At 42.1% G+C, this 19,410-nt stretch carries 18 protein-coding genes and 5 pseudogenes; 4 read left to right on the top strand and 19 right to left on the bottom strand.

The window, feature by feature from the left end; translation table 11 throughout:
• Positions 1–4: 4 nt before the first annotated feature.
• Both NPUN_RS10675 and NPUN_RS44505 read right to left on the bottom strand, forming a co-directional pair.
• Positions 5–451: pseudogene (locus NPUN_RS10675) on the bottom strand (ISAs1 family transposase); the annotation flags it as partial.
• A 46-nt stretch (positions 452–497) separates the two neighbouring features.
• A complete protein-coding gene (locus NPUN_RS44505; RefSeq protein WP_012408734.1) occupies positions 498–2,642 on the bottom strand; it encodes a PAS domain-containing sensor histidine kinase in 2,145 nt (714 codons plus the stop codon).
• Positions 2,643–2,903: 261 nt separating this feature from the next.
• Between NPUN_RS44505 and NPUN_RS10665 the strand changes: the two genes are divergently transcribed.
• A complete protein-coding gene (locus NPUN_RS10665; protein ID WP_012408733.1) occupies positions 2,904–3,122 on the top strand; it encodes a hypothetical protein in 219 nt (72 codons plus the stop codon).
• 128 nt (positions 3,123–3,250) lie between these two features.
• Here the strand turns inward: NPUN_RS10665 and NPUN_RS44500 are convergent.
• From NPUN_RS44500 to NPUN_RS38780, 16 genes and pseudogenes are all read right to left on the bottom strand, one after another.
• Positions 3,251–4,022 (bottom strand): annotated as a pseudogene (locus NPUN_RS44500) (transposase); the annotation flags it as partial.
• 208 nt (positions 4,023–4,230) lie between these two features.
• A complete protein-coding gene (locus NPUN_RS37480) occupies positions 4,231–5,562 on the bottom strand; it encodes a transposase (protein WP_052304577.1) in 1,332 nt (443 codons plus the stop codon).
• A gap of 102 nt (positions 5,563–5,664) precedes the next feature.
• Entirely contained in the window at positions 5,665–6,048 is a 384-nt protein-coding gene (locus NPUN_RS10650; protein WP_041565322.1) for a helix-turn-helix domain-containing protein, read from the bottom strand.
• Positions 6,049–6,313: 265 nt separating this feature from the next.
• Positions 6,314–6,502, bottom strand: coding sequence for a hypothetical protein (locus tag NPUN_RS10645; RefSeq protein WP_052304576.1), 189 nt, complete (start codon positions 6,500–6,502; stop codon positions 6,314–6,316).
• A gap of 166 nt (positions 6,503–6,668) precedes the next feature.
• Positions 6,669–6,950, bottom strand: a complete 282-nt coding sequence (locus NPUN_RS10640; RefSeq protein ID WP_012408732.1) for a hexameric tyrosine-coordinated heme protein — start codon at positions 6,948–6,950, stop codon at positions 6,669–6,671.
• A 129-nt stretch (positions 6,951–7,079) separates the two neighbouring features.
• Positions 7,080–7,190 (bottom strand): hypothetical protein, encoded by a 111-nt coding sequence (locus NPUN_RS44495; protein WP_336884948.1) that lies wholly within the window; start codon positions 7,188–7,190, stop codon positions 7,080–7,082.
• A gap of 20 nt (positions 7,191–7,210) precedes the next feature.
• Positions 7,211–7,606, bottom strand: coding sequence for a universal stress protein (locus NPUN_RS10635; protein WP_336884938.1), 396 nt, complete (start codon positions 7,604–7,606; stop codon positions 7,211–7,213).
• Between the two features lie 175 nt (positions 7,607–7,781).
• Complete coding sequence (locus NPUN_RS10630) at positions 7,782–8,429, bottom strand: nitroreductase (protein ID WP_012408731.1); 648 nt, start codon at positions 8,427–8,429, stop codon at positions 7,782–7,784.
• A 76-nt stretch (positions 8,430–8,505) separates the two neighbouring features.
• Positions 8,506–9,249 carry an SDR family oxidoreductase gene (locus tag NPUN_RS10625; protein ID WP_012408730.1) on the bottom strand — a complete coding sequence of 248 codons (744 nt, stop codon included), beginning with the start codon at positions 9,247–9,249 and terminating at the stop codon, positions 8,506–8,508.
• 125 nt (positions 9,250–9,374) lie between these two features.
• Entirely contained in the window at positions 9,375–9,782 is a 408-nt protein-coding gene (locus NPUN_RS10620; RefSeq protein ID WP_012408729.1) for a hypothetical protein, read from the bottom strand.
• Between the two features lie 20 nt (positions 9,783–9,802).
• Entirely contained in the window at positions 9,803–10,429 is a 627-nt protein-coding gene (locus tag NPUN_RS10615; RefSeq protein WP_272913962.1) for an NAD-dependent epimerase/dehydratase family protein, read from the bottom strand.
• The gene (locus NPUN_RS44065; protein WP_272913961.1) at positions 10,387–10,761 is read right to left on the bottom strand and encodes an SDR family oxidoreductase; all 375 of its coding nucleotides are present in this window, start codon (positions 10,759–10,761) and stop codon (positions 10,387–10,389) included. Before NPUN_RS44065 ends, NPUN_RS10615 begins: the two co-directional genes overlap by 43 nt.
• A gap of 158 nt (positions 10,762–10,919) precedes the next feature.
• Positions 10,920–11,282, bottom strand: coding sequence for a hypothetical protein (locus NPUN_RS10610; protein ID WP_012408728.1), 363 nt, complete (start codon positions 11,280–11,282; stop codon positions 10,920–10,922).
• Between the two features lie 219 nt (positions 11,283–11,501).
• Positions 11,502–11,693, bottom strand: a pseudogene (locus NPUN_RS43125) (IS701 family transposase); the annotation flags it as partial.
• Positions 11,694–11,721: 28 nt separating this feature from the next.
• Positions 11,722–12,788, bottom strand: a protein-coding gene (locus NPUN_RS10605) for an ISKra4-like element ISNpu14 family transposase (protein ID WP_086000595.1) whose coding sequence is annotated in 2 segments (ribosomal slippage) — positions 11,722–12,632 and positions 12,632–12,788 — 1,068 coding nt in all. Because the reading frame shifts where the segments join, the coding sequence is not laid out codon by codon here.
• 76 nt (positions 12,789–12,864) lie between these two features.
• Positions 12,865–13,689, bottom strand: a pseudogene (locus NPUN_RS38780) (IS701 family transposase); the annotation flags it as partial.
• Positions 13,690–14,583: 894 nt separating this feature from the next.
• On the opposite strand from NPUN_RS38780, the pseudogene NPUN_RS40015 reads away from it, so the two are divergent.
• Both NPUN_RS40015 and NPUN_RS10570 read left to right on the top strand, forming a co-directional pair.
• A pseudogene (locus NPUN_RS40015) lies at positions 14,584–15,751 on the top strand (IS630 family transposase).
• Between the two features lie 60 nt (positions 15,752–15,811).
• The gene (locus NPUN_RS10570; RefSeq protein WP_052304575.1) at positions 15,812–17,164 is read left to right on the top strand and encodes a CHASE2 domain-containing protein; all 1,353 of its coding nucleotides are present in this window, start codon (positions 15,812–15,814) and stop codon (positions 17,162–17,164) included.
• A 134-nt stretch (positions 17,165–17,298) separates the two neighbouring features.
• On the opposite strand, the gene NPUN_RS44725 is transcribed toward NPUN_RS10570, so the two are convergent.
• The gene (locus NPUN_RS44725) at positions 17,299–17,397 is read right to left on the bottom strand and encodes a hypothetical protein (protein ID WP_419788424.1); all 99 of its coding nucleotides are present in this window, start codon (positions 17,395–17,397) and stop codon (positions 17,299–17,301) included.
• A 655-nt stretch (positions 17,398–18,052) separates the two neighbouring features.
• Here NPUN_RS44725 and NPUN_RS10565 point away from each other — a divergent pair.
• Positions 18,053–19,387, top strand: a complete 1,335-nt coding sequence (locus tag NPUN_RS10565) for a tyrosinase family protein (protein WP_012408723.1) — start codon at positions 18,053–18,055, stop codon at positions 19,385–19,387.
• Positions 19,388–19,410: the final 23 nt, after the last annotated feature.

Raw genomic sequence — 19,410 nt, 5'->3', positions numbered from 1 at the left:
CACTACTAGTTAAATAAAACTGAACTTCGCGGGTAGTTTTGTTCCACAGATGTCTGACTCGCACCACCATGACAACGGTTTGAAGTCCCACCCAATCGTCTTGATGATGTAGAGGTGGCAGTTGAGAAACCGGAACACTCCAAACTTGTCGCTTTTGAGTACGATGATGCCCTTTTTCTACCCGTTCATCGTAGCTTACGGTTATGCCTTCAAATTGATCCGCCATCGCTTCCTCAAACCAAGTTTTGATCTGTCCATGAAGTGTTGGATGGTTGGCTTTAAGTGCTAAGACGTAATCAGCTTTGGCATTATATATTTGAGTAGCGAGCGCTGTTTGTGTACCCATTGCATCAATGGTAATAATGCATCCTGCCAAGTCAAGCAGTTCTAATAGTGCCGGAATTGCCGTGATTTCGTTAGATTTATCGGTTACTTTTACTTGTCCCAGCACACTACTTTATACTTGTCAACTCAAATTGAGATGCGCTTACCCTGCTTTAACAAGGGGCAGATGTTATCGGTAAGGTAATCACAAATTCTGTTCCAACACCCAAGGTAGAATTCACATCCAAAGTTCCGCCATGTTTTTCTATAACAATGGATTGAGTGATCGCTAATCCTAATCCTGTTCCTTTACCAACACCTTTGGTAGTAAACAAGTCGTCAAATATTTTTTGTTTAATTGATTCACTCATCCCTTGACCATTATCAGCAATCTTCACCTCAACCTGTTTGTTTTTCAATGAGGTGGTAATCATAATCTGATTAGGATTGGCTTTAATCTCCTTAAAACCCCGGTCTATATTTGATTCATCCAAGGCATCAATAGCATTCGCTAGTATGTTCATAAATACCTGATTTAATTGACCTGGAAAACATTCTACTTCAGGCAAATTACCGTAGTTTGTGATAACTTCAATCTTCGGACGTTGTTCATTTGCTTTCAGACGATGTTTGAGAATTAGAATGGTACTATCAATGCCTTGGTGGATATTGAAAGGTATTTTGTAGTCTCGATCGGCACGGGTGAAAGTGCGGAGACTGGTACTGATATCTTTCAGTCTGTCACAGGCTATCGTCATTGAATCAATCATTTCTGGTAAATCTGATAAGCTATATTCCAAGTCAATTTCTTCGGCATGGATGAGAATTTCATCTCCCGGAGCGGGGAACTTCTTCTGATAAAGCTTTAAGTGGTCAACAATATCAGCAAAGGTAGGTTTAGCTTGTTTTACACTGGCAGCAATAAAGCCCAAAGGATTATTCATTTCGTGAGCTACTCCAGCAACCAATTGACCAATAGAGGACATTTTTTCGCTTTGAAGCAAATGAGCTTGGGTGCTTTGAAGTTCTTTAAGAGTGCGCTCTAAATCTTCCGCTTTTTGCACCAAAGTTTCTTCCGCAGCTTTGAGTTCGCTGATATCCCTTGCGATCGTCGAGAAATATTCAACTTCTCCGTCAGGTGATTTGTGAGCAATAATCAGCTGGGATATGGGAATTTCTCGTCCATCTGCTTTTAAAACAGCCGTTTCTCCAACCCAATCACCGACTCTAACTGATTCTGGTAATCCTTGATTCTGGATAATCTCATTTGCCCATTTCGGATGATTTTGGGACAAATTTCTCCCCTGAAGCGATTCTTCTTCCCCTAGCTCTAACATTCTACGAGCTGCTTTATTAAAGTAAAGAACCTGCCCATTTAAGTCAGCAGTGCTGATAAAGTCTGGTGCTGCTTCTAGAATTGCTAACAACTTCGCCTGTTCTTTCTGGGCTTGTTTATGCTCACTAATATCACGAGCTACACCAACAGTCATTATCACTTGACCTAGTTCGTTGCGGATCGCAGATTTGATTGTATGGAATAGGCGTACTTCGCCATTGTACCGAGTTACTGGCTCTTGGGGAATTTCTAGTGTCTGTCCACTTTCAAATACGTAAGTATCATCTTTGATGTATTGCAAGGTATGATCTGCTTCGTTGAAGGGTGCATCAATCATATTTTGAAGCTGTGACTCACTCATCCCGTAATAATCACGAAATGCCTTATTTGCCCAAATTATTCGAGATTTAGCACCTTTAACCAGTACCATATCTGTAATTGCATCAAGAATTTGCTGATAGGTATTTTCGTTTTCGCGCAGAGCGTTTTCAAAAGACTTTACTTTTGTAATATCCTGCACTGTTGAGACAATACTAATTAACTTGCCATCCACGTTAGTTATCGGAGTGTGACACCAATCACAAATAATCACTCTTCCATGTTTTGTCAGATTCTTACTGAGATTATTACCTCCCACTTTCTCTTCAATTAATAACTCCATTATTTTAATGGCTTGTACTCTCTCAACTTCTGGCACAATTATTTCTGATACCTGACAACCAAGTACTTCGCTTTTGCTGTATCCAAATAGTTGTTCAGCAGCCAGATTCCATTCTATTACTTGAAACGCTGTATTCCACTCAATTAAAGGCAAAGGATTTCGTTCTATAAGTAATAAAAGTTTATCTTGCAACTGTTTCAAATCTGGCTCTGCTAATTGATTTTCAATTTCCTGACCATTTCTACTGATTTCATCAACTTTTAGCACTTGGTTTACAGAAAAATTGTTACCGGATTGAATGCCTTGCTGTTGAAAGTTCATCCTGTCTAACTGACTAATAGATTTGCTTGGTACTTAAATCTAGGATTCCCTATTCTTTAGATAATGTAACGTTCCTGTTTCTAATAATATTCATCTGTTGTAAATTGTAGTAAAAAGAGGGCAATTCTGAAGCTAGAAGTACATCCCTAAGAGTCACTTCAACCAAATGCGGCTTACGCGGATAAAATACAGACTCAGTATGGAATTAACCCACCCTCCATACCCCTCAATAATGAAAATGCAAGTAATAATCGGGGGGCTATGGACACAGAGGCAGAAATCAGCGGTTCTTGGTGGAAGCGCGTTAAATATTATGCTCGGCTGGCGATTGAGCGGGTGGAGGATGGGGTTGATGCGGTAAAAGAATTACTCTGTAACCTAACAAATGATGAACGGTTGGGTGTGATGCTGGAGTTTGAGGATGCAAGCCCAGAGAAGTTTGCTCAACTGGTGACAGATGCCCCGCAGTGGACTGAATGAATGGATAGATGGCGTGAGAAAGTTGCGATCGCAATAAACCAATTTACTCTTTGGGTGTAGAAAATGCTCCTTCGTTTTCCCGTGCTATGCCTGCCCTCTTGAGTTTGGACTAATTGGCATTTAGCAACAAGGAAATGAAACCCACTCCAACGCATTACTTTAACTCGACCAACTTTCGGGTCTTCAACTTCTAGAGTTTCAGTTGCCACGGGCCAAGTTTGGGGGTCATTAAGCTTAAACTTATGACCATGCTTACAAGGTGCGCCTCGTCCTTTGTAAGTACCGGGTGTACCCCATACACATCGGTTAGATGCTAAACGCAACAACAGGTCTGCGTCAATCTTCTCCGTAGCTTGGACAAATTTGGCGTTGCCGTAGCCTCGGTCATAAGCGGCAAGTGGTCTTTTGCCTAACTCACGGGTCACTTGTTTAAGTTGGAATGCGGCTTTACTTGTTGCCGTCTCAAAGCTGGTGAGCCATTCATGTTTCAATTGTCTTTGCCCAACTCCCATCCGCCTTTGGTATCCAGGCTAAAGTACTGTAGCTTTGTCCGATGCCTATGCTTCTCCTGGAGTCCCCATGAAAAGTTCTTTCTTTTAGTGTCTTCGCTTCTGGTCTTGCCCAAAAGCTATGATCTCCTGCTAGAAATGGTTGTTCATCCGTCGCTACCTCCTGTACCAGCAACTTCATCAGCAACATTTTCGGTGGACGACTATCATGCAGTGCTACATAAATGCTCGACCATTGCCGTCGAAATACTGGGCTTTGTGACAAGCTTACAAATGATGGAATACTCGGACTTGTCAATACTGCATCCATCAATTCAAATACTGCATCTTTGGCCTTCCCCAAACAATCATAGATAGCTTGGGGGAATTTTTCTAGTTGTGTCAGGATCATCACGTCAATGATTTATCGATTACTTTCATTGACTTTACGGCAGTCAGTTTTACTGCTGACTACTTTTCTCAATCCAAAGTCCAGTGCCCTATCTTGCTGCACCTCAAGGATTGGTGATGCAATCGGCATAGGTGTCGGTAAACCATTTTTTCACACATACCATAGCCTTAACCTCTCATTGATAGAGAGGAACAGACTTGAACTCAGGTTAATTAGAACATTCCCGACTCAATAGTAACTGCCCATTATTCAGCCGATATAGACCAGTTGGTTCGATAATCGGATCGCCTTTTTTCCAGGGATGGGATATGGTTTCTACACCTCTCACCTTACCAGTTGTGTAAGTCGAAACCGAAACACCAGGACGATTAGTGGTCAAAGCACCAGACCCTGTAATGGTAAAAGAGTTTTCTTGTCGCTTTGTGCCGCGTGAAATGCAACTATTGGCGATGAGTGCGTTGGTGTCGATGACTGGGGGTAATTCGGTGAAGCTGTTTTGGATAGAACTAGTATCGGGTGCGTTAATTTTGATCGCACCTGCAACACCTTGTTCAGAACTTGCAGTCATATCACTTTTCTCGGTTGGTTTTGGGCGTGACTCAATACCGAAGATACCTTGCGAATTAATTTCGACGTTTCCACCGATTCCTGTGAAGGCGTTGGCTGTGATATCGCTGTTTTCTTTGGGGATACCAACAATAAATTTAGAGTTAATATTGATACTACCACCGTCTCCACCCTGTTGTGCTGTGCCTGCACTAGTGGAAATTTCACTGCCATGACGCATCAATAATAAGTCAGCAATGTTAAAGTTCAGGTTGCCTCCATTACCAGAGAGAGTTTGTGCCGTAATCTGACCGTTGTTAAGCTGTATAAAGTTAGCCGTGATATTGAGATCACCAGATGCTCCAACTCCCGTGCTGCTCACTGTGACTTGTGAACGATCAGATATAAGCAAATGTTGTGTAGTGATTGTTAAGTTTCCTGCCTTGCCAATGCCAGAAGTTTCAGCAGACAAACTACTGGAGAATTTACCATCAGCAGAGCGTCCTATCACTTGTATTAATTGGGGAACATTGATTGTTAAAGTCCCAGCATTCCCAGAACTTTTAGTAATAGCAAAGACAACTGCCCCATCTTTAACAAATAATATAGGCGTATTAATCATCAAATCTCCTCCTTTTCCCGTTCCTCCAGTGGAAGCAGACAAGCCGCTAGAAGACCTGCTATCGGGTGAGGTGCCAATCAGTTGCACCGAATTGGAAGCATTAATTTTTTGGGCTTCTGCGGCTTCTTGTTCCATCATCTGTATATAAGATTTGCGTGAAACGCCGCCAATCACCAAACCATAAACAAAACAAATTTTGGGTTGGAAAAATCCAATAATACTTAACCTTCGTCCTCTGCGTTTGCTCTGCTCTAAGCGTTTTTGTTGACCTCGGAAGTAATAACTGTAACTCGGTTCGCTCCAAGCACAAAACCCTGATTCATCCATATACTTTAAATCGATTTCTCCAGCAGCAGCAGACAATTCCAGCATTTCTAAGTCTGCTTGTTTGATTTGCTGTATTACTGGGTCTTGTTTTCCTCTGTGACAAATCCAAAGTTATTTTCCAAATCACCCCCTTTTTTTAAGTACCTGTCAAAACCTGTCAGGACTTAATTTGATAGAGCGTTCTTTTTCTAATTTTTGAGCTAATTGAACACTATTGTATGTGCGTGGTTCTTTTTCTAAACATTCTTCTAAGAACACCAGATCAGCTTCCGTCCACCTTGATTTTCCTCCCCGCCCTGGTTTCTCCCAAAGCCCTTCTAAACCAAGATGCTCCCATCTATGCAAAACTTCTCTTACTGTTTGGGCAGTCCAGTTAAAGTGAGCCGCTATCTTCTCCACATACAAACCATGTGCGCTCAATCTAATTACTTCTGCTCGGTCTTTGACCTTTTGGGGTACGTCTGCTGTTCTCAGGTTTAACAGAGTTTTATCTTGCTCAGGAGTCAGAAATACCCTTAAACGACTGCCCATATCCTTGTCACCTTGGTAGACATATCATACGTATTTACTTATCTTTACATAGTTTGGTTTTTTCACCACGTCTTACTTAGTATCATTTTTCTTAGTTGTTGCAGCCATAAGTTTTACTCCCAATATGTTGTTTTGTAATCAGTTAGGACTTACGCACAGATAACTAAAAAACGTAGATGCGGAGCGGCTTGCCGCAAGCTACCACAGAGAACATGGAGGAATAAGAATTTGAGACGTATTTTGCGTAAGTCCTGTGAGTAAACGTTTAGGGAAACACAAGTTTAGATAGAGGTGAATGACCGAAGTAAATATGAGCAGACAATTTCAACACAATTTCGGAGTAGAGAATTTTTTGAATCTCTAAACTGAGGACTCGATTTGCAAGTGTGCAGTAAGCAGTGATTTCTCCTTCAAGGCTAAAGTCAGCATCCGCTACCTCTACTTTGGATGCCATTGAAATCACATTTGAGCAAATTACTGATTTGAAACTTTCGAGATATTACTTCCAATACGGTTCGGATAAGCATTTTTCACTTTCCTTGTGGTCTGGGTAAAGGGGAAAGGATGTATTCAAAACCTTTTCCCTTTCCCCTTTGCCCTTTAACCGAACCGTATTGATATTACTTCTGCCAGTAGTTATTAGCAGCTGCGATCGTGGCAAACTCTGTTGCAACTGTCTGTCCAACTGCAATCAGCATCATGGCATCATTGCCATATACGTCTCGCAGTTGGTTGCGTTTTTCTTCATCAGGCTGAGTCAGTTTAATAATTAGCCGTGCCATTTTGACTGCCAGTTGTCGTCCTGCTTCTGGTGTTTCAGTCAATAGTGAGTTATTGGGAACCAATGTAACTTCGGGTGGTCTTACAACAGGTGAATTGGTCGGGGCTATTACATTATCCATGTCAAAATTTCCTGAATTAATGTTTACTTGAGAACAATTTCGATTCCACGGCAACAACTAAGGCAAAAGCTTAAAGTTTATAAATCTAACTTTTGCATTACCATCAACAAAGATATTCACAGCCCATTCTTAATGAACTACTTGAGCTTTATTGACTACGAGTATTTCAGATTTAAGAGGAACTGGAGCATAAACAACATGCACGGAACAAGGAGCATGGTGAAACACATAATTACTCACGCTGCCTAAAATCAATTCATTCAAACCAGAATGTCCTCGACACCGATCGCGATTAAGTCAGCGCCCCAAGTTCGAGCAAGTTCACAGATATTCCGGCTGGGATTGCCAGAATTTTGGGTGAATTCAGTACTCACCCCGGCATTGGTTGCTAACTCTGTGTACGATCGCAATAATTTGAAACCCTCTTCTTCGTAAGTTTGCCACTGCTTCCAATAATTCTCTAGAAGTTCTCCATTCAATGGGTGGTATTCGAGAGTAAGCAGTGTAGGTGTTTGGGGGCTATCCTTTTCTTCACTAGATAGGATATGCAACAGCATCAGGCTTGCTTTAGTTGCCTTTGCTAGAGTAAGCGCTTCATCAAAAACAGCATTACCATTTGCGGAACGGTCAATTGCAGCTAGAATCTTGCTAAACATAAAATCTCCTGAATCAAACAAATCAAAGAATTTTTAAACCATATTGAGCAATCTTCATCTTTAATTTCTTGTAAATAAAAAACTTCAACAAAGATCGTTCATTAATGGCAGTAGGAACGCAGATACTCTTTTGGACTTGTGTTTAGCGTCTAGTAGAAAAAAATCCAGCCTTTTGTCAATCGCCCTGAAACGAGACGTTTTTCTCAACGGACTCACGGCTTATATGCAGATGATTAGCGGGAAAATCAGGATCGGGATAGCCAACGGCTAAACCACAAATGATTAATAATTCCGGTGAGATGTTCAATTCGTTGCGGATGATTTCGGGATAAGTCGCTAGCGAAACTTCTACGCAGGTGCCAATGCCACGAGCGGTTAGACTTAACACCAGCGTTTGTAAATACATCCCCACACTTAAAGCATCAGCAACGCCCAAATCTTGGTGCATACAGACAATAGCAACCATTGGTGCGCCAAAAAATTCGTAATTACGCAGAACCGCCAACTGTCTGTTCGCTTTATCGTCACGAGTAATCCCCATCGCCCCGTAGACTTGCGCTCCCAGTTCCTGGCGGTAATACTGGAAGGCGGAAGGCAGAGGAGAGACGTTGGGCTGCTGCTTGGCTTGGTTTAGCAAAGCCTCTTGCAAGCGATCGCGGCGATCGCCTTGGGCAAACACCAACCGCCACGGCTGAATGTTTGAATTCGACGGTGCTAGCTGCGCTAGAGCCAGGGCTTCATCGAGCAAAGCCCGTGGTACTGGTTGAGATAAGAATTTGCGTGTTGAGTGTCGGTCTTTAATAGTTTGGTCAAGATCAAACATATCTTATCAACCCTATGAGAAATAAATGCGATCGCTTCCAGGGGGCGCTTTGTGCCATCGCTCAATCGGACAGCAGTTATGCGCTGAACCCTCCGTCAATCATCAGGTTTGCGCCGGTGATGTAACCAGACTCAGGGCCGGCCAGATAAGCAACCAGCCCCGCCACCTCATCAACCGTGCCGTAGCGGGCTACCGCAATGTGCTTTTTGAGCATCTCGGCAAACTCACCCTCCGAGGGATTCATCTCTGTAGCGATTGGCCCGGGCTGCACGTTGTTGATCGTAATTCCGCGTGGGCCAAGGTCACGCGACAGTCCTTGCACAAGCCCTTGCAGAGCAGATTTACTCATGGCATATACGCTGCCACCAGGAAATGGCATACGTTCGGCGTTGGTGCTGCCGATGTTGATGATGCGTCCGCCCTCTTTCATGTGCTTGACTGCGGCTTGCGTCGCCACAAACACGGCACGCACGTTAATGGCAAAGGTTCGATCGAAGTCCGCCAGCGTGAAATCGTCGATTGGGCCGATTGCTAGCACGCCTGCATTGTTGACGAGAATATCAATGCCGCCCAATTTATTTACAGTGTCCTCAACAGCGGCAACCACTGCACTAGCTTCGGCACTGTCAGCTTGGATAGCAAGAGCCTGGACATTTAATGCTTGTGCTGCCTGGACGATTTCGTTCGCGCGATCGGGTGAGCTAGCATAGGTGAAGGCGACATCAGCGCCAACACTAGCTAAACGCTTGACGATCGCTGCCCCAATGCCACGACTGCCTCCAGTAATGAGTGCGCGTTTATTCTTGAGTATGTGGTTCATTTAGATACCGTACAATGAGAAATTGGCTAATTCAGTGTGTATTTCTAATGAAAGAAAACTTCTCTAAATTGGGAGCAAGCAAGTAAACAATAACAGATGATGGTGGTTAAAATTATCGAAACAATTCATATAATCTTTTCTGGTTGCTGAAAGGTTTTCAATGCCCAGATGCCAATCCAACAGCCGAATCCATCCACAATTAATGTCAGAATGGCTGTGATTTGGAATAGCAGACCCCAACCTTCAAAGGAAACTTGAGAAACATGATCGGGGGTAATTACGATCAAATGATTGTAGATTCCAAAAAGAACTGATGCTGCCATTGAACCCAGCAAGAGCCAGCTACCAATGCGGTAAAACTGTGTCCAAAGTAAAACGACTGCAATGATGGGAATTGCATAAATCACAATACCCACAAATAAACTCTGAAGTATTGAGAGGGGAACTGGGATTTCCACATGCGCTAAACCATGCAGTCCGTGTACGATCGCATGGATGACCACGAGCGCTGTTCCATATTGAGCAATCTTCATCTTTCTTCTCCCCTAAATTTTTAACTGGCATGAGCCACGGCGGTGTCCACTATCCATTCCAAGGGTCGGGGCTGAAAATTTAATTCGCGTTTTGCCTTAGCATTCGATGCACCTCGCATCTTAGTACCATAATAGACAGCATCCGCACCACTAATTCGCAGAGCATCCTCAACCGATACTTGCGGAGGTGGTGGAGCATTGAGCCATTGGGCATAAGCAGAAAGCCACTGGCGCACTGCTAAGGGTCGATCGTCCGTAATCAGGTAAATGCCAGGATTGCCTCGTTCTGCTGCAACTGTGGCGATCGCTGCATCTTCAATATGAATCCACGACCATACACCTTCCCCATTCCCAACGATTGGGAACTGTTGCTGTCGCACCTGTTGGGCAACATCGCCATCGGGGGCAAACCAGGTACCGGGCCCGTAAAGGAAGCCATAACGCAGAGCAATTCCTTCTAGGTTGGCGTTCCCTAGTAAGTGACGCTCGATCTCAGTGACTATGTGAGCATCTGCTGCTACCGCAGGCGAGGCATCAAAAGCTAATGGCGTTTCTTCGTCTGCCAAGCCTGCGCCGGGAATCGCCCAAAATGCGATCGACTGCCTCAGATAACGGCGCACGCCAGCCGCTTGCGCTGCTGCCAGCACATTGGCACCTCCTTCTCGACGATGCGAGTATTCAGGGCTGATGCTGCACTCATCGACTCCCTAGTATAGGTTTTCGGCAGGGAAGTGAGTTGTTCAATCACCACTTCCGGCTGAACGCTGGTGATGGCAGCTTTAACAGCATCTGCATCGAACACATCTGCGATCGCGAAGCGTAGGCTCTGCCTAATCGCTAATTCCACGCCTTGTTCAGCTAAAGTTTGTGCTTTTTCTAGAGAACGTGTCAACGCAACTACTTCATGTCCTTGCGCTAGCAGTTGCGAGATTAAGGGACGACCGATCGCTCCCGTTGCGCCTGCAACAAAAATCTTCATTTATGAACCTCCTGTTTAAACCTGCGAAATATTTAAGAATCGCTAGTTGTGAGAATATGAGTTAGCTCAAATTTAAAATGGCGATCGCCAGCCGACTGATGAACTTGAGTAGTATGACTTTAAGTTCAGCCGCACCAAAGGTATTGGTTAAAACGACTCTAATATTTCAAGCTCCCATTTTCGTTGCGGATTCCTTGAATTTTTATTTTGTTAAAGACCGCCTCTGTTCGATTAATTTTGAGGCAGTTAGCCAATAATTCGTCACCTATAACCGCCGCGCTATAGCAACTGGCTTGGAAAGAAGCAGGAGAATTTCCACCATCATCTACCAACAATCTATTTCGATTATTGATTCCTCTTAATATAATACCAGTTTTCTTTTCTGTACCATCTCTTTTTCTACAAGTAGCAGAACGAGCAAAAGCAGGACTTGCTACTGTCGCTATCAGTAAAGTCAGACCGAAAACGGTAATAATACGAAAGTAAAACTGTTCAAGATTAGTTGTAGTAATTGTCGCCATGTGTTTTCTCCTTGATAGATAATAGGAACGCGTAGAATCACTTCAGCACTAGCGACGAAGGATCTCCCCACTTACCACTGAATACGAATTGCTCCAACAGCTTGCGTTGACATATATTGTTTATCTTGATGATGTGAAACTTGACTTCTATATATCCAGGACTTACGCAACTGGCACAAATAGCGGGCAGGGCGCAGCCTTGACACGCGACAATTTAAATCAAACCAAGCACATAAGAATACTTGGGCATTTCAGTTGCTGAATTAAATAATTAGAAAGCAAGTTATGCTTGATTTGATAGATAGTTTGGCTAGTTCTATAGGCTAAATTCTTTAACCTAACCCAAACCAACATTGCACAAGCAATATGATTTCTTTGAAGCCTAGCTTTCCGGCACTGACAAGATTCAATGGGGAGCATCCAGTTTTGGCAGAAAGACTCAAATAGCAAGTAAACCATTGAGATAAGCACAACGAAGGGAAAGGATTTGGTTGACACTTTCAACATTCCACTGTGCGCCGGAAATTTTAATCCTTGCTCCAATCTGTTTAATAGCAGACTCGACAGAACCAGAACCAATAGAACACAGTTGTTCAGCTTGGTAATAGCTGTAGTTAATAATGCGAGAGCGATGTTTTTCGAGATAAGCGATAAACTTCTTAATTTGTTTACCTCGGCAATTATTAAATAAAGCCTGAATTTGCTCTATCTGACCTTGCCACAATAAACTCTCAGCAGCTTTGAGACGCTTTAGAGAACCACCAATTTTATAAAGATTTTCCTTGAGGTGATACCAATCCGAAATTTCCCAACGTTCAAATTGTTCAGTTCCAAACTCTTTAACTAAATTCCAAACTCCATCATGACCATCTCCCAAGCAAACAAGTGGATTCACCAAACATTGGCTATTGACATAATCGATTAATGATTGGTTGTCATCAAAAAACGCACCATAGTAAATCCCTTGCAAACGAACGGTTTTATAGTCTCGCCAGTGACAGCCTACTTTGGGTTTACCTGTAAGCCGGACTTTTCCACCATCCACACTCAGTTCTGACACAGCTTGTTTTGCAAATGGTAGCTGAAAGTCCTGTTCGAGAACTAGTTTTTGTTGTGTCGTGTGACCAACTTTCACCCCTGTTAATGCCTCAATCTCGATTTCTGCTTTTTGGTATGATTCATTTGCTGATAGCCTCAAACAGCACTTTTGAAGTAATGGACTTAAACGACTTCTTGGCTTTAAACCCAGTCTGTGTATCTGTTTCGCTTTTAATTTCAGTTCCCCCACTAAGCTTTTAATCTTCCTGGTTTTACCTACTTTTGTTCCAGTTTTTTGTTCGATAAAAAAAGGGCTATTTCTGGGCTGACTAGTTCTAATATTTGACTCCGAACTGTTTTTTCTATACTTTCGAGGTCTGTCAGCTTACTTTTATCTGCTTCTTCATACAGCAGTGTTGACAATTCTTGTAAACAGGCTTTGATGCGTTCTTGTTTTTCCTGGTTCATGGTGAGTCATCCACAGGTTTTATCTGTTGTTATATTCTTCCAGAACTTGTATATCTTCCAAAAGTGGATGCTCCCATTCAATGCCAGTTAGTTGTTTAATTTCCCTGTGAAACTCCTCTATGTTCCAACGAATTTTACACACCTCTTGTACAACATCCGTGGAACTTTGAGATAAATCGTTAGTGGCGACATAATCCGTTCTGTTGGTAGAAACAGTAACCCGGAATAGTTTCACTTTTTTATTAGCTGGGAACCCTTTAATTTTTATGATTTTACCACAGTCTAATTCTTCTTGGTTCCATTCTAATAATTCAATCCGTTTATATTTTTTTATCAAAAGTATCATCAACTAAACGATTATTTTTTAAAGGGCAATAATAAATTTTGTCTAAGCTATCAATATATAGCATTAAACTGTGTACCGCATACCATGTATCCATCAAAACAGTATCAAATGGTAAAAACTTATGATACATAAGGCTTTGGAGCATGTCTTTCACATGGTCTATCTTAGTTTTGCCATCGACATCAGGATTAAAATTCGATAATCTATGACCCAAAATCTTTGAAGTGTAGGGTTGACATACACGCAGTTAACTACACCAATGCCTTTAAGGACACCATGCTCATTACCACTATATTGTCTTCTGACTATTTCTATTTCTTCAGAATACCTTTTATCTAAAACGCTATCATCAAATATTATGTAACCATTGTCATCAGGTTCAACTAGGTCTTTCACGTTATCCCATAGTAAACGAGGTGTTAATTTCTCTCTTTTCAAATAATAGTTAATGGCATCATGACTAATACTCTCTAAATGCTCTGCCAAATTGGTAATTGTATAATTAATTTGACTACTTAATAAGTATTGGCAGTAACTAAGCTTAGTAAATCTCATTACCGTTAGCAAATTTATCTAATACAACTTCTACCTATTTTCTCATGAATATTTCATGCTTTGCTTCCAAGACAGCGACTTCTATTACGAAGACAAGGCTTTCAAAATCAGATTTAATTAATACTCATGTACTATCAACTGGCGATCGCATTGTGCCAGTTGCGTAAGTCCTGATATCTATGGGTGTGAGCAAATCAATATTATGCAGCTAGTGATAAAAATTTTTTCTCCATCGTCGTAGCCAGGGCTATTTCATTGTAAATGTAGACGCGATATGGTAAGGTGCAGCGCCAATTCTACTTCAAGCATCTATTACCGTGTCTGAAATCGAAATTATCAAAGCTTTTGCAGGTCTAAAAGACCCCCGTCGCCGCGCCGGACAGAGACATAATCTACCATTATCTTTGGCACTTTTCACATTGGCGTAGGCGCAGCCCGCCGTAGGCATCGCAGCAGGGAACAAAGGATTTTTAGCAATTGGAGACTGGATTTCAAGCTACCGTGAGCCGTGGATTGAACTTTTTCAACCGCCAAAAAATAGACTACCATCTTATAGCACTGTACGTCGTGCCTTATTACACGTAGATTACGAAGATTATTCCGTATGTCTGAGCAAATTCTTTAATGTACAACCAAATACTGGAGAAACTGTTGGGTTAGATGGTAAAGTCCTCAAGGGTTCATATCAGATTGAAAATGATAACCCTAACTCGGATTCGCATCCAGCGATTATGTTAGTTAGTTCTTATATTGTTGAGCGAGGCTATTGTCATGCGGGAAGTAGTACCAGATCGGGTTGCTCAAGAATTTTTAAAGCACTTTCTAGTAGTGTACCAAGGTAACTTTGCTAAGTAAAACCTCTAATTGGTAAAATAGCCAAAAACGGGGTGTAACATGGCAAAAAAGTACATTGTTGACTTGAATGAAGATGAAGTTTCCCAACTGCAATCGATAATTAAGAAAGGTAAGCATAAGGCAAGAACCATAAGCCGTGCAAACATTCTTTTGATGGCTTCCGAAGGAGAAACGGATCAAGCGATCGCTAGCATAGTTAGAGCGCATGTTGCAACAGTGCAACGAATACGAGAAAAATTTGTCATTGGAGGGTTAGATTTTGCTTTAAAGGATGAAGTTCATCCACCAAAACATAAAAAATTAGATGAAAAGCAAGAAGCATTTTTGATTGCAACAGCTTGTTCTAATCCGCCAGAAGGAAGAGTGCGTTGGACAATGCAATTATTAGCAGATCATTTAGTGAACGTTGGTATCATAGATTCAATCTCAGATGAAACAGTACGTCAAACTTTAAAAAAAATGAAATTAAGCCTTGGTTGAAAGAACAATGGTGTATTCCTGAAGTTAACGCAGAATATGTTTTCCGAATGGAAGATGTGCTGGATTTATACAATGAGCCTTATGATCCTAAACGCCCTGTAGTCTGCTTTGATGAACGTCCATACCAATTAGTAGAAGAAGTAAGACTTCCTTTGCCACCACAGCCAGAGCAACCTGAACGTTATGATTTTGAGTATAAACGTAACGGGACAGTAAATTTATTCGCATGTTTTCAACCCTTGGCTGGATGGCGGCATATCGAAGTTACAGAACGTCGAACTAAAGCCGATTTTGCTAAACAAATGAAAAATTTAGTAGATGTTTCCTACCGAGATGCCGATGTTATTCGTTTAGTAGTTGATAACTTGAATATTCATACACCCAATGCATTATATGAAGTTTTTCCACCAGAAGAAGCACGTCGAATTATTCAAAAGTTAGAGTTTCACTATACTCCTAAACACGCTTCTTGGTGAGCCAGTGCGTTGGGCGGGTTCCCCGACTTGAAGCAACTGGCGAACCCGAAGGGCTGAATCAGGTAGAAATCGAATTATCTGTTTTATCTCGCCAATGTTTAGAACGGCGTATTCCTAATGCAGAAACATTAACTTCTGAGATTGCCGCTTGGGAGAAAAAACGTAATCAGCAAAAAGCTAGTGTTTATTGGGGTTTTCAAACCAAAGATGCTCGCCGAAAAATGGAGCGTTTATATCCAAATTTAACATAGCAAAGTTAGCTTGGCAGACTACTAGAGGCTTTTGCTAATGGAGAATCTTGCCATTTGGCGATGCGGGAAGCTATAGTAAAGTTGCAGGGTCTAGAAAGCAGCTTTCCCTGTGCTAGTTGGCTACCAGTGATGTGTCAAAATCCAACGGTGATGTCGTTGGTGTTGGCGAACAAAGTAGACTCTCAACCTACTAGCTGGCACGCTCGACGTAATATTATTGGGACAATTTTCAAAGTTAGTATAGTTACGACTGCCTTGATAATGGGGATGCGCTCCGTTGGCATGTTACAGTCATGGGAGCTTATGGCTTTTGATGCAATGATGCGATCGCGACCTGATGAAGGACAAGATCCACGCATTTTAGTCGTTACCGTCACTGAAGCTGATGTGCGATCGCAACCACCCAAGGAAAGAGGTGGAGCTTCCCTATCAGACCGCGCCCTAGCTCAAGTTGTAGAAAAATTAGAGCAGTTTCAACCGCGAGTCATTGGCTTAGATATCTACAGGGAGAATCACGTAGGAGCAGAGTATAAGAAGTTATCTAGACTAATGCAAAAGAGCGATCGCTTTTTTGCAATCTGCGAAGTTAGTGAGGAAAACAAAAGCAGTGGTGTTTCGCCACCTCCTGAAGTTCCCAAACAAAACTTAGGTTTTAGTGACGTTATACCCGATCCCGATGGCATTATCCGCCGTCAAATATTGGCTATGGCTCCTGCATTACCCTGCAATGTTGATAAATCTTTTAGCTTTCAATTAGCAAATCGTTACTTGCTTGCTCTTGGTATTCAGTCCAAACTAACCACAGAAAAAAACTGGCAGTTTGGCAATGTTGTCTTTAAAAACTTAGAGTCAAATAGCGGCGGTTATCACAGAATCGATAATCTAGGTCATCAAGTGCTACTTAATTATCGCTCTTCTCATCAAGCTGCTACACAAGTAACTCTAGCAGATGTTTTGAACAATAAACTCACTTCTGATTTAGTGAAAAATCGGATCGTTCTCATTGGTACAAGTGCTGAAAGTTTTCATGATTATTGGTCTACACCATATAGCGCCAGTCAGTGGTCGTATAATCAAATGCCAGGGGTAATGCTTCAAGCACAGATGGTGAGTCAGATTCTCAGTGCCGTTTTAGATAATCGTCCACTATTATGGATGCTACCAAAGTGGGGTGAATTCATTTGGGTATGGGGTTGGTCGTTAATTGGAGGCATAATTATTTGGCAATTTCGGTCATGGTTAAGATTGGGATTGGTAGGAGTAGCAACTGTTTGCGTTTTATATGGTGTATCCTTTGCTGCATTGATACAAGGAGCCTGGATACCGCTAGTGCCATCAGTTTTAGTTTTGATAGTTAGTGGTGTCAGCATAATTATTTATACGTCCTCTTCAAGTGACCAACGTAATCAATAGACCTGCCTTGAAAATAAAACAGTTGGTAGTGGTTAGCACTTTTTCATTATCCTGCCCATCGACAATTGCCGCTAATATTTGCTGTGCAGAAACGCCTGTAATATCTGTAACTACACAGGTGAGTTGATGTTTGCTCACTCCAATGTTTTCTGCAAGCGGTTGACTACGGCCACTCTTTCCTGCACCAAGTTGGTGCGCTGACAGGTTAAATCTCGCAAGTCTCGTTGTGGCAAGGGTGGAATAAAACTACCTCGCAGCAACCCGTGACGCAGCAGTTCAGCTATCCACTATGCATCTAGTACATCAGTCTTGCGTCCGAGGATATTCTTTGTTGGGCATTGACAACCAAAACTTCAAAGCCTGATTCCAACAGGTTGTATACAGGCTTCCAATATTCTCCTGTACAATCCAAAAGCTAACTGCTGAATGTTTTGACTGTGCAGCCAGTCGCATAGTTCTAGCAGCCCTGCTGTTATCGTACTGAAACTACGGCTAACTATGTTAATCTCTTCCTTGATTCCAGGAGTTATGCAGCAGGCAACTACTGCCATTTGTAGGAGACATTAGGGTGAATATTATTTCTCTTGGTGACAATCATTTAGCCCCATCATCAATTTGTTGCTTTTTCAGCCACGTTAGCAGAAAATGGCGATGTGTTGTAAAAACAGGTAGAAGTCTGGTATAAGTCCCGTTGGCAGATTATTCAGTAGCCAGAATGACCCCGTTGATAAACCCCAAGTAAGCATTCAAAACGATTAGTTAAAGCCCGGACTGGTATTTAAGTCTTTGATACAGATATTACCATTGTCAAACCTCTGTCAGCAGCTTCTGCCTATGTAATAGATACAAAAGCGATCGCATAACTACTCTAATGAGGGACTGACTTAGATGAAATCTAAAATTGACACTTTTGTTCGTACAAACACTAGAAAAGTTAAAAAGTGGAGACAACATTTCCAGCAGAGAAAAAAAACCTTAAAATTTCTCCTTCAAACATTCATCATGTTATGTGTTGGCGGCATGATTATTGCCATGACTATGGTGAAAACTTCAGCAATGGATGACACCCTAATCAGAAAGAACGTTCTTGACCTGACTCCACGAGAAAAAGCAGACTTTGTTAATGCTATCAAGACATTAAAACAAACAATCCCTCAAGGCAGCACCATCAGCCTCTATGACCAAATTGTGGCAGTACACGTAGGAGCGATGGGATTCTCATCAATGCATACGGGAGGGATGAATACAAATCAGCAAAATACGATCCCACATCCAACTGGGCCAGCATCTGGAACTGATGCTGCTCATGGAAATGCTGGATTTCTCCCCTGGCATCGTGAATATTTAAGACGATTTGAAAAAGCTTTACAGTCAGTTAACCCGAAGATAACTATCCCTTATTGGGATTGGACAGATACTAGAGCGATCGATATTATCTTTAAACCCGACTTTTTAGGGACAAATGGCACAGGAACAACAATTAACGTTCCAGGTGCCGACACTTTTTTGGGGGGTTCTGTTCAATTTGGTAATTTTTCTGAAGCTGATGGCTGGGTTCTGAACAAAAACTTACATATTGACCAAGTGACAAACGAAACTCTGGGAACGCCACTCATCCGCTTTCTCAAAGTACCTCCTGCCAATAACTACCCCCTACCTCAAACAGAAATAAATAATTTGCTCAATATCAATGACTATCTTCAGTTTCGCCCTGCCATAGAAGGAGATATCAGCGTCGATTCAAACGGTAATGAAACTCCTGGAGTATTCACTCATAACTATCTTCATGGATTGGTAGGTGGAATTATTGTTGATTTGACTCAGTTTCCGCCCCCTTTACTGCAAAGATTAGGTACTATGAGTAACGTTCCTGGTTCTCCCAACGATCCCATTTTCTGGCTGCATCATGCCAACGTCGATCGCCTTTGGGCCCAATGGCAAGAGAATCATCGCCCTAAAAAAGCTTTTTATCCAAAAGCGAATCAGCCTTATGGACACAATCTCAACGATCCTATGTGGCCTTGGGATGGAGGACAGTCCAAACCAGGAAAAATAGGCCCTGGGGATATACTATCTCTGCTACCAAGTTTTGCACCCAATGACATTGTTACGCCTAAAGACACTCTCAATCTGAGAAAGTATGGCTATACCTACGACACTCTGAGACATGTGCGAAAACTTCCAATATGGTCGTTTGACTCGTTGATCGAGAATAAATTCTAAGTTGGGTATGGGGCAATACAGTT

Source organism: Nostoc punctiforme PCC 73102, from assembly GCF_000020025.1.
Lineage (GTDB): Bacteria > Cyanobacteriota > Cyanobacteriia > Cyanobacteriales > Nostocaceae > Nostoc > Nostoc punctiforme.
Note: the sequence above shows the minus strand (reverse complement) of the source record. Positions and strands in the feature narration are given on the sequence as shown.

What these genes read in the sequence shown, in the direction of transcription:
- NPUN_RS44505 (WP_012408734.1), bottom strand. Translation starts at nt 2,642, where the DNA reads ATGAACTTTCAACAGCAAGGCATTCAATCCGGTAACAATTTTTCTGTA.
- NPUN_RS10665 (WP_012408733.1), top strand. Translation starts at nt 2,904, where the DNA reads ATGGACACAGAGGCAGAAATCAGCGGTTCTTGGTGGAAGCGCGTTAAA.
- NPUN_RS37480 (WP_052304577.1), bottom strand. Translation starts at nt 5,562, where the DNA reads ATGCTGGAATTGTCTGCTGCTGCTGGAGAAATCGATTTAAAGTATATG.
- NPUN_RS10650 (WP_041565322.1), bottom strand. Translation starts at nt 6,048, where the DNA reads ATGGGCAGTCGTTTAAGGGTATTTCTGACTCCTGAGCAAGATAAAACT.
- NPUN_RS10645 (WP_052304576.1), bottom strand. Translation starts at nt 6,502, where the DNA reads ATGGCATCCAAAGTAGAGGTAGCGGATGCTGACTTTAGCCTTGAAGGA.
- NPUN_RS10640 (WP_012408732.1), bottom strand. Translation starts at nt 6,950, where the DNA reads ATGGATAATGTAATAGCCCCGACCAATTCACCTGTTGTAAGACCACCC.
- NPUN_RS10635 (WP_336884938.1), bottom strand. Translation starts at nt 7,606, where the DNA reads ATGTTTAGCAAGATTCTAGCTGCAATTGACCGTTCCGCAAATGGTAAT.
- NPUN_RS10630 (WP_012408731.1), bottom strand. Translation starts at nt 8,429, where the DNA reads ATGTTTGATCTTGACCAAACTATTAAAGACCGACACTCAACACGCAAA.
- NPUN_RS10625 (WP_012408730.1), bottom strand. Translation starts at nt 9,249, where the DNA reads ATGAACCACATACTCAAGAATAAACGCGCACTCATTACTGGAGGCAGT.
- NPUN_RS10620 (WP_012408729.1), bottom strand. Translation starts at nt 9,782, where the DNA reads ATGAAGATTGCTCAATATGGAACAGCGCTCGTGGTCATCCATGCGATC.
- NPUN_RS44065 (WP_272913961.1), bottom strand. Translation starts at nt 10,761, where the DNA reads ATGAAGATTTTTGTTGCAGGCGCAACGGGAGCGATCGGTCGTCCCTTA.
- NPUN_RS10610 (WP_012408728.1), bottom strand. Translation starts at nt 11,282, where the DNA reads ATGGCGACAATTACTACAACTAATCTTGAACAGTTTTACTTTCGTATT.
- NPUN_RS10570 (WP_052304575.1), top strand. Translation starts at nt 15,812, where the DNA reads ATGCGGGAAGCTATAGTAAAGTTGCAGGGTCTAGAAAGCAGCTTTCCC.
- NPUN_RS10565 (WP_012408723.1), top strand. Translation starts at nt 18,053, where the DNA reads ATGAAATCTAAAATTGACACTTTTGTTCGTACAAACACTAGAAAAGTT.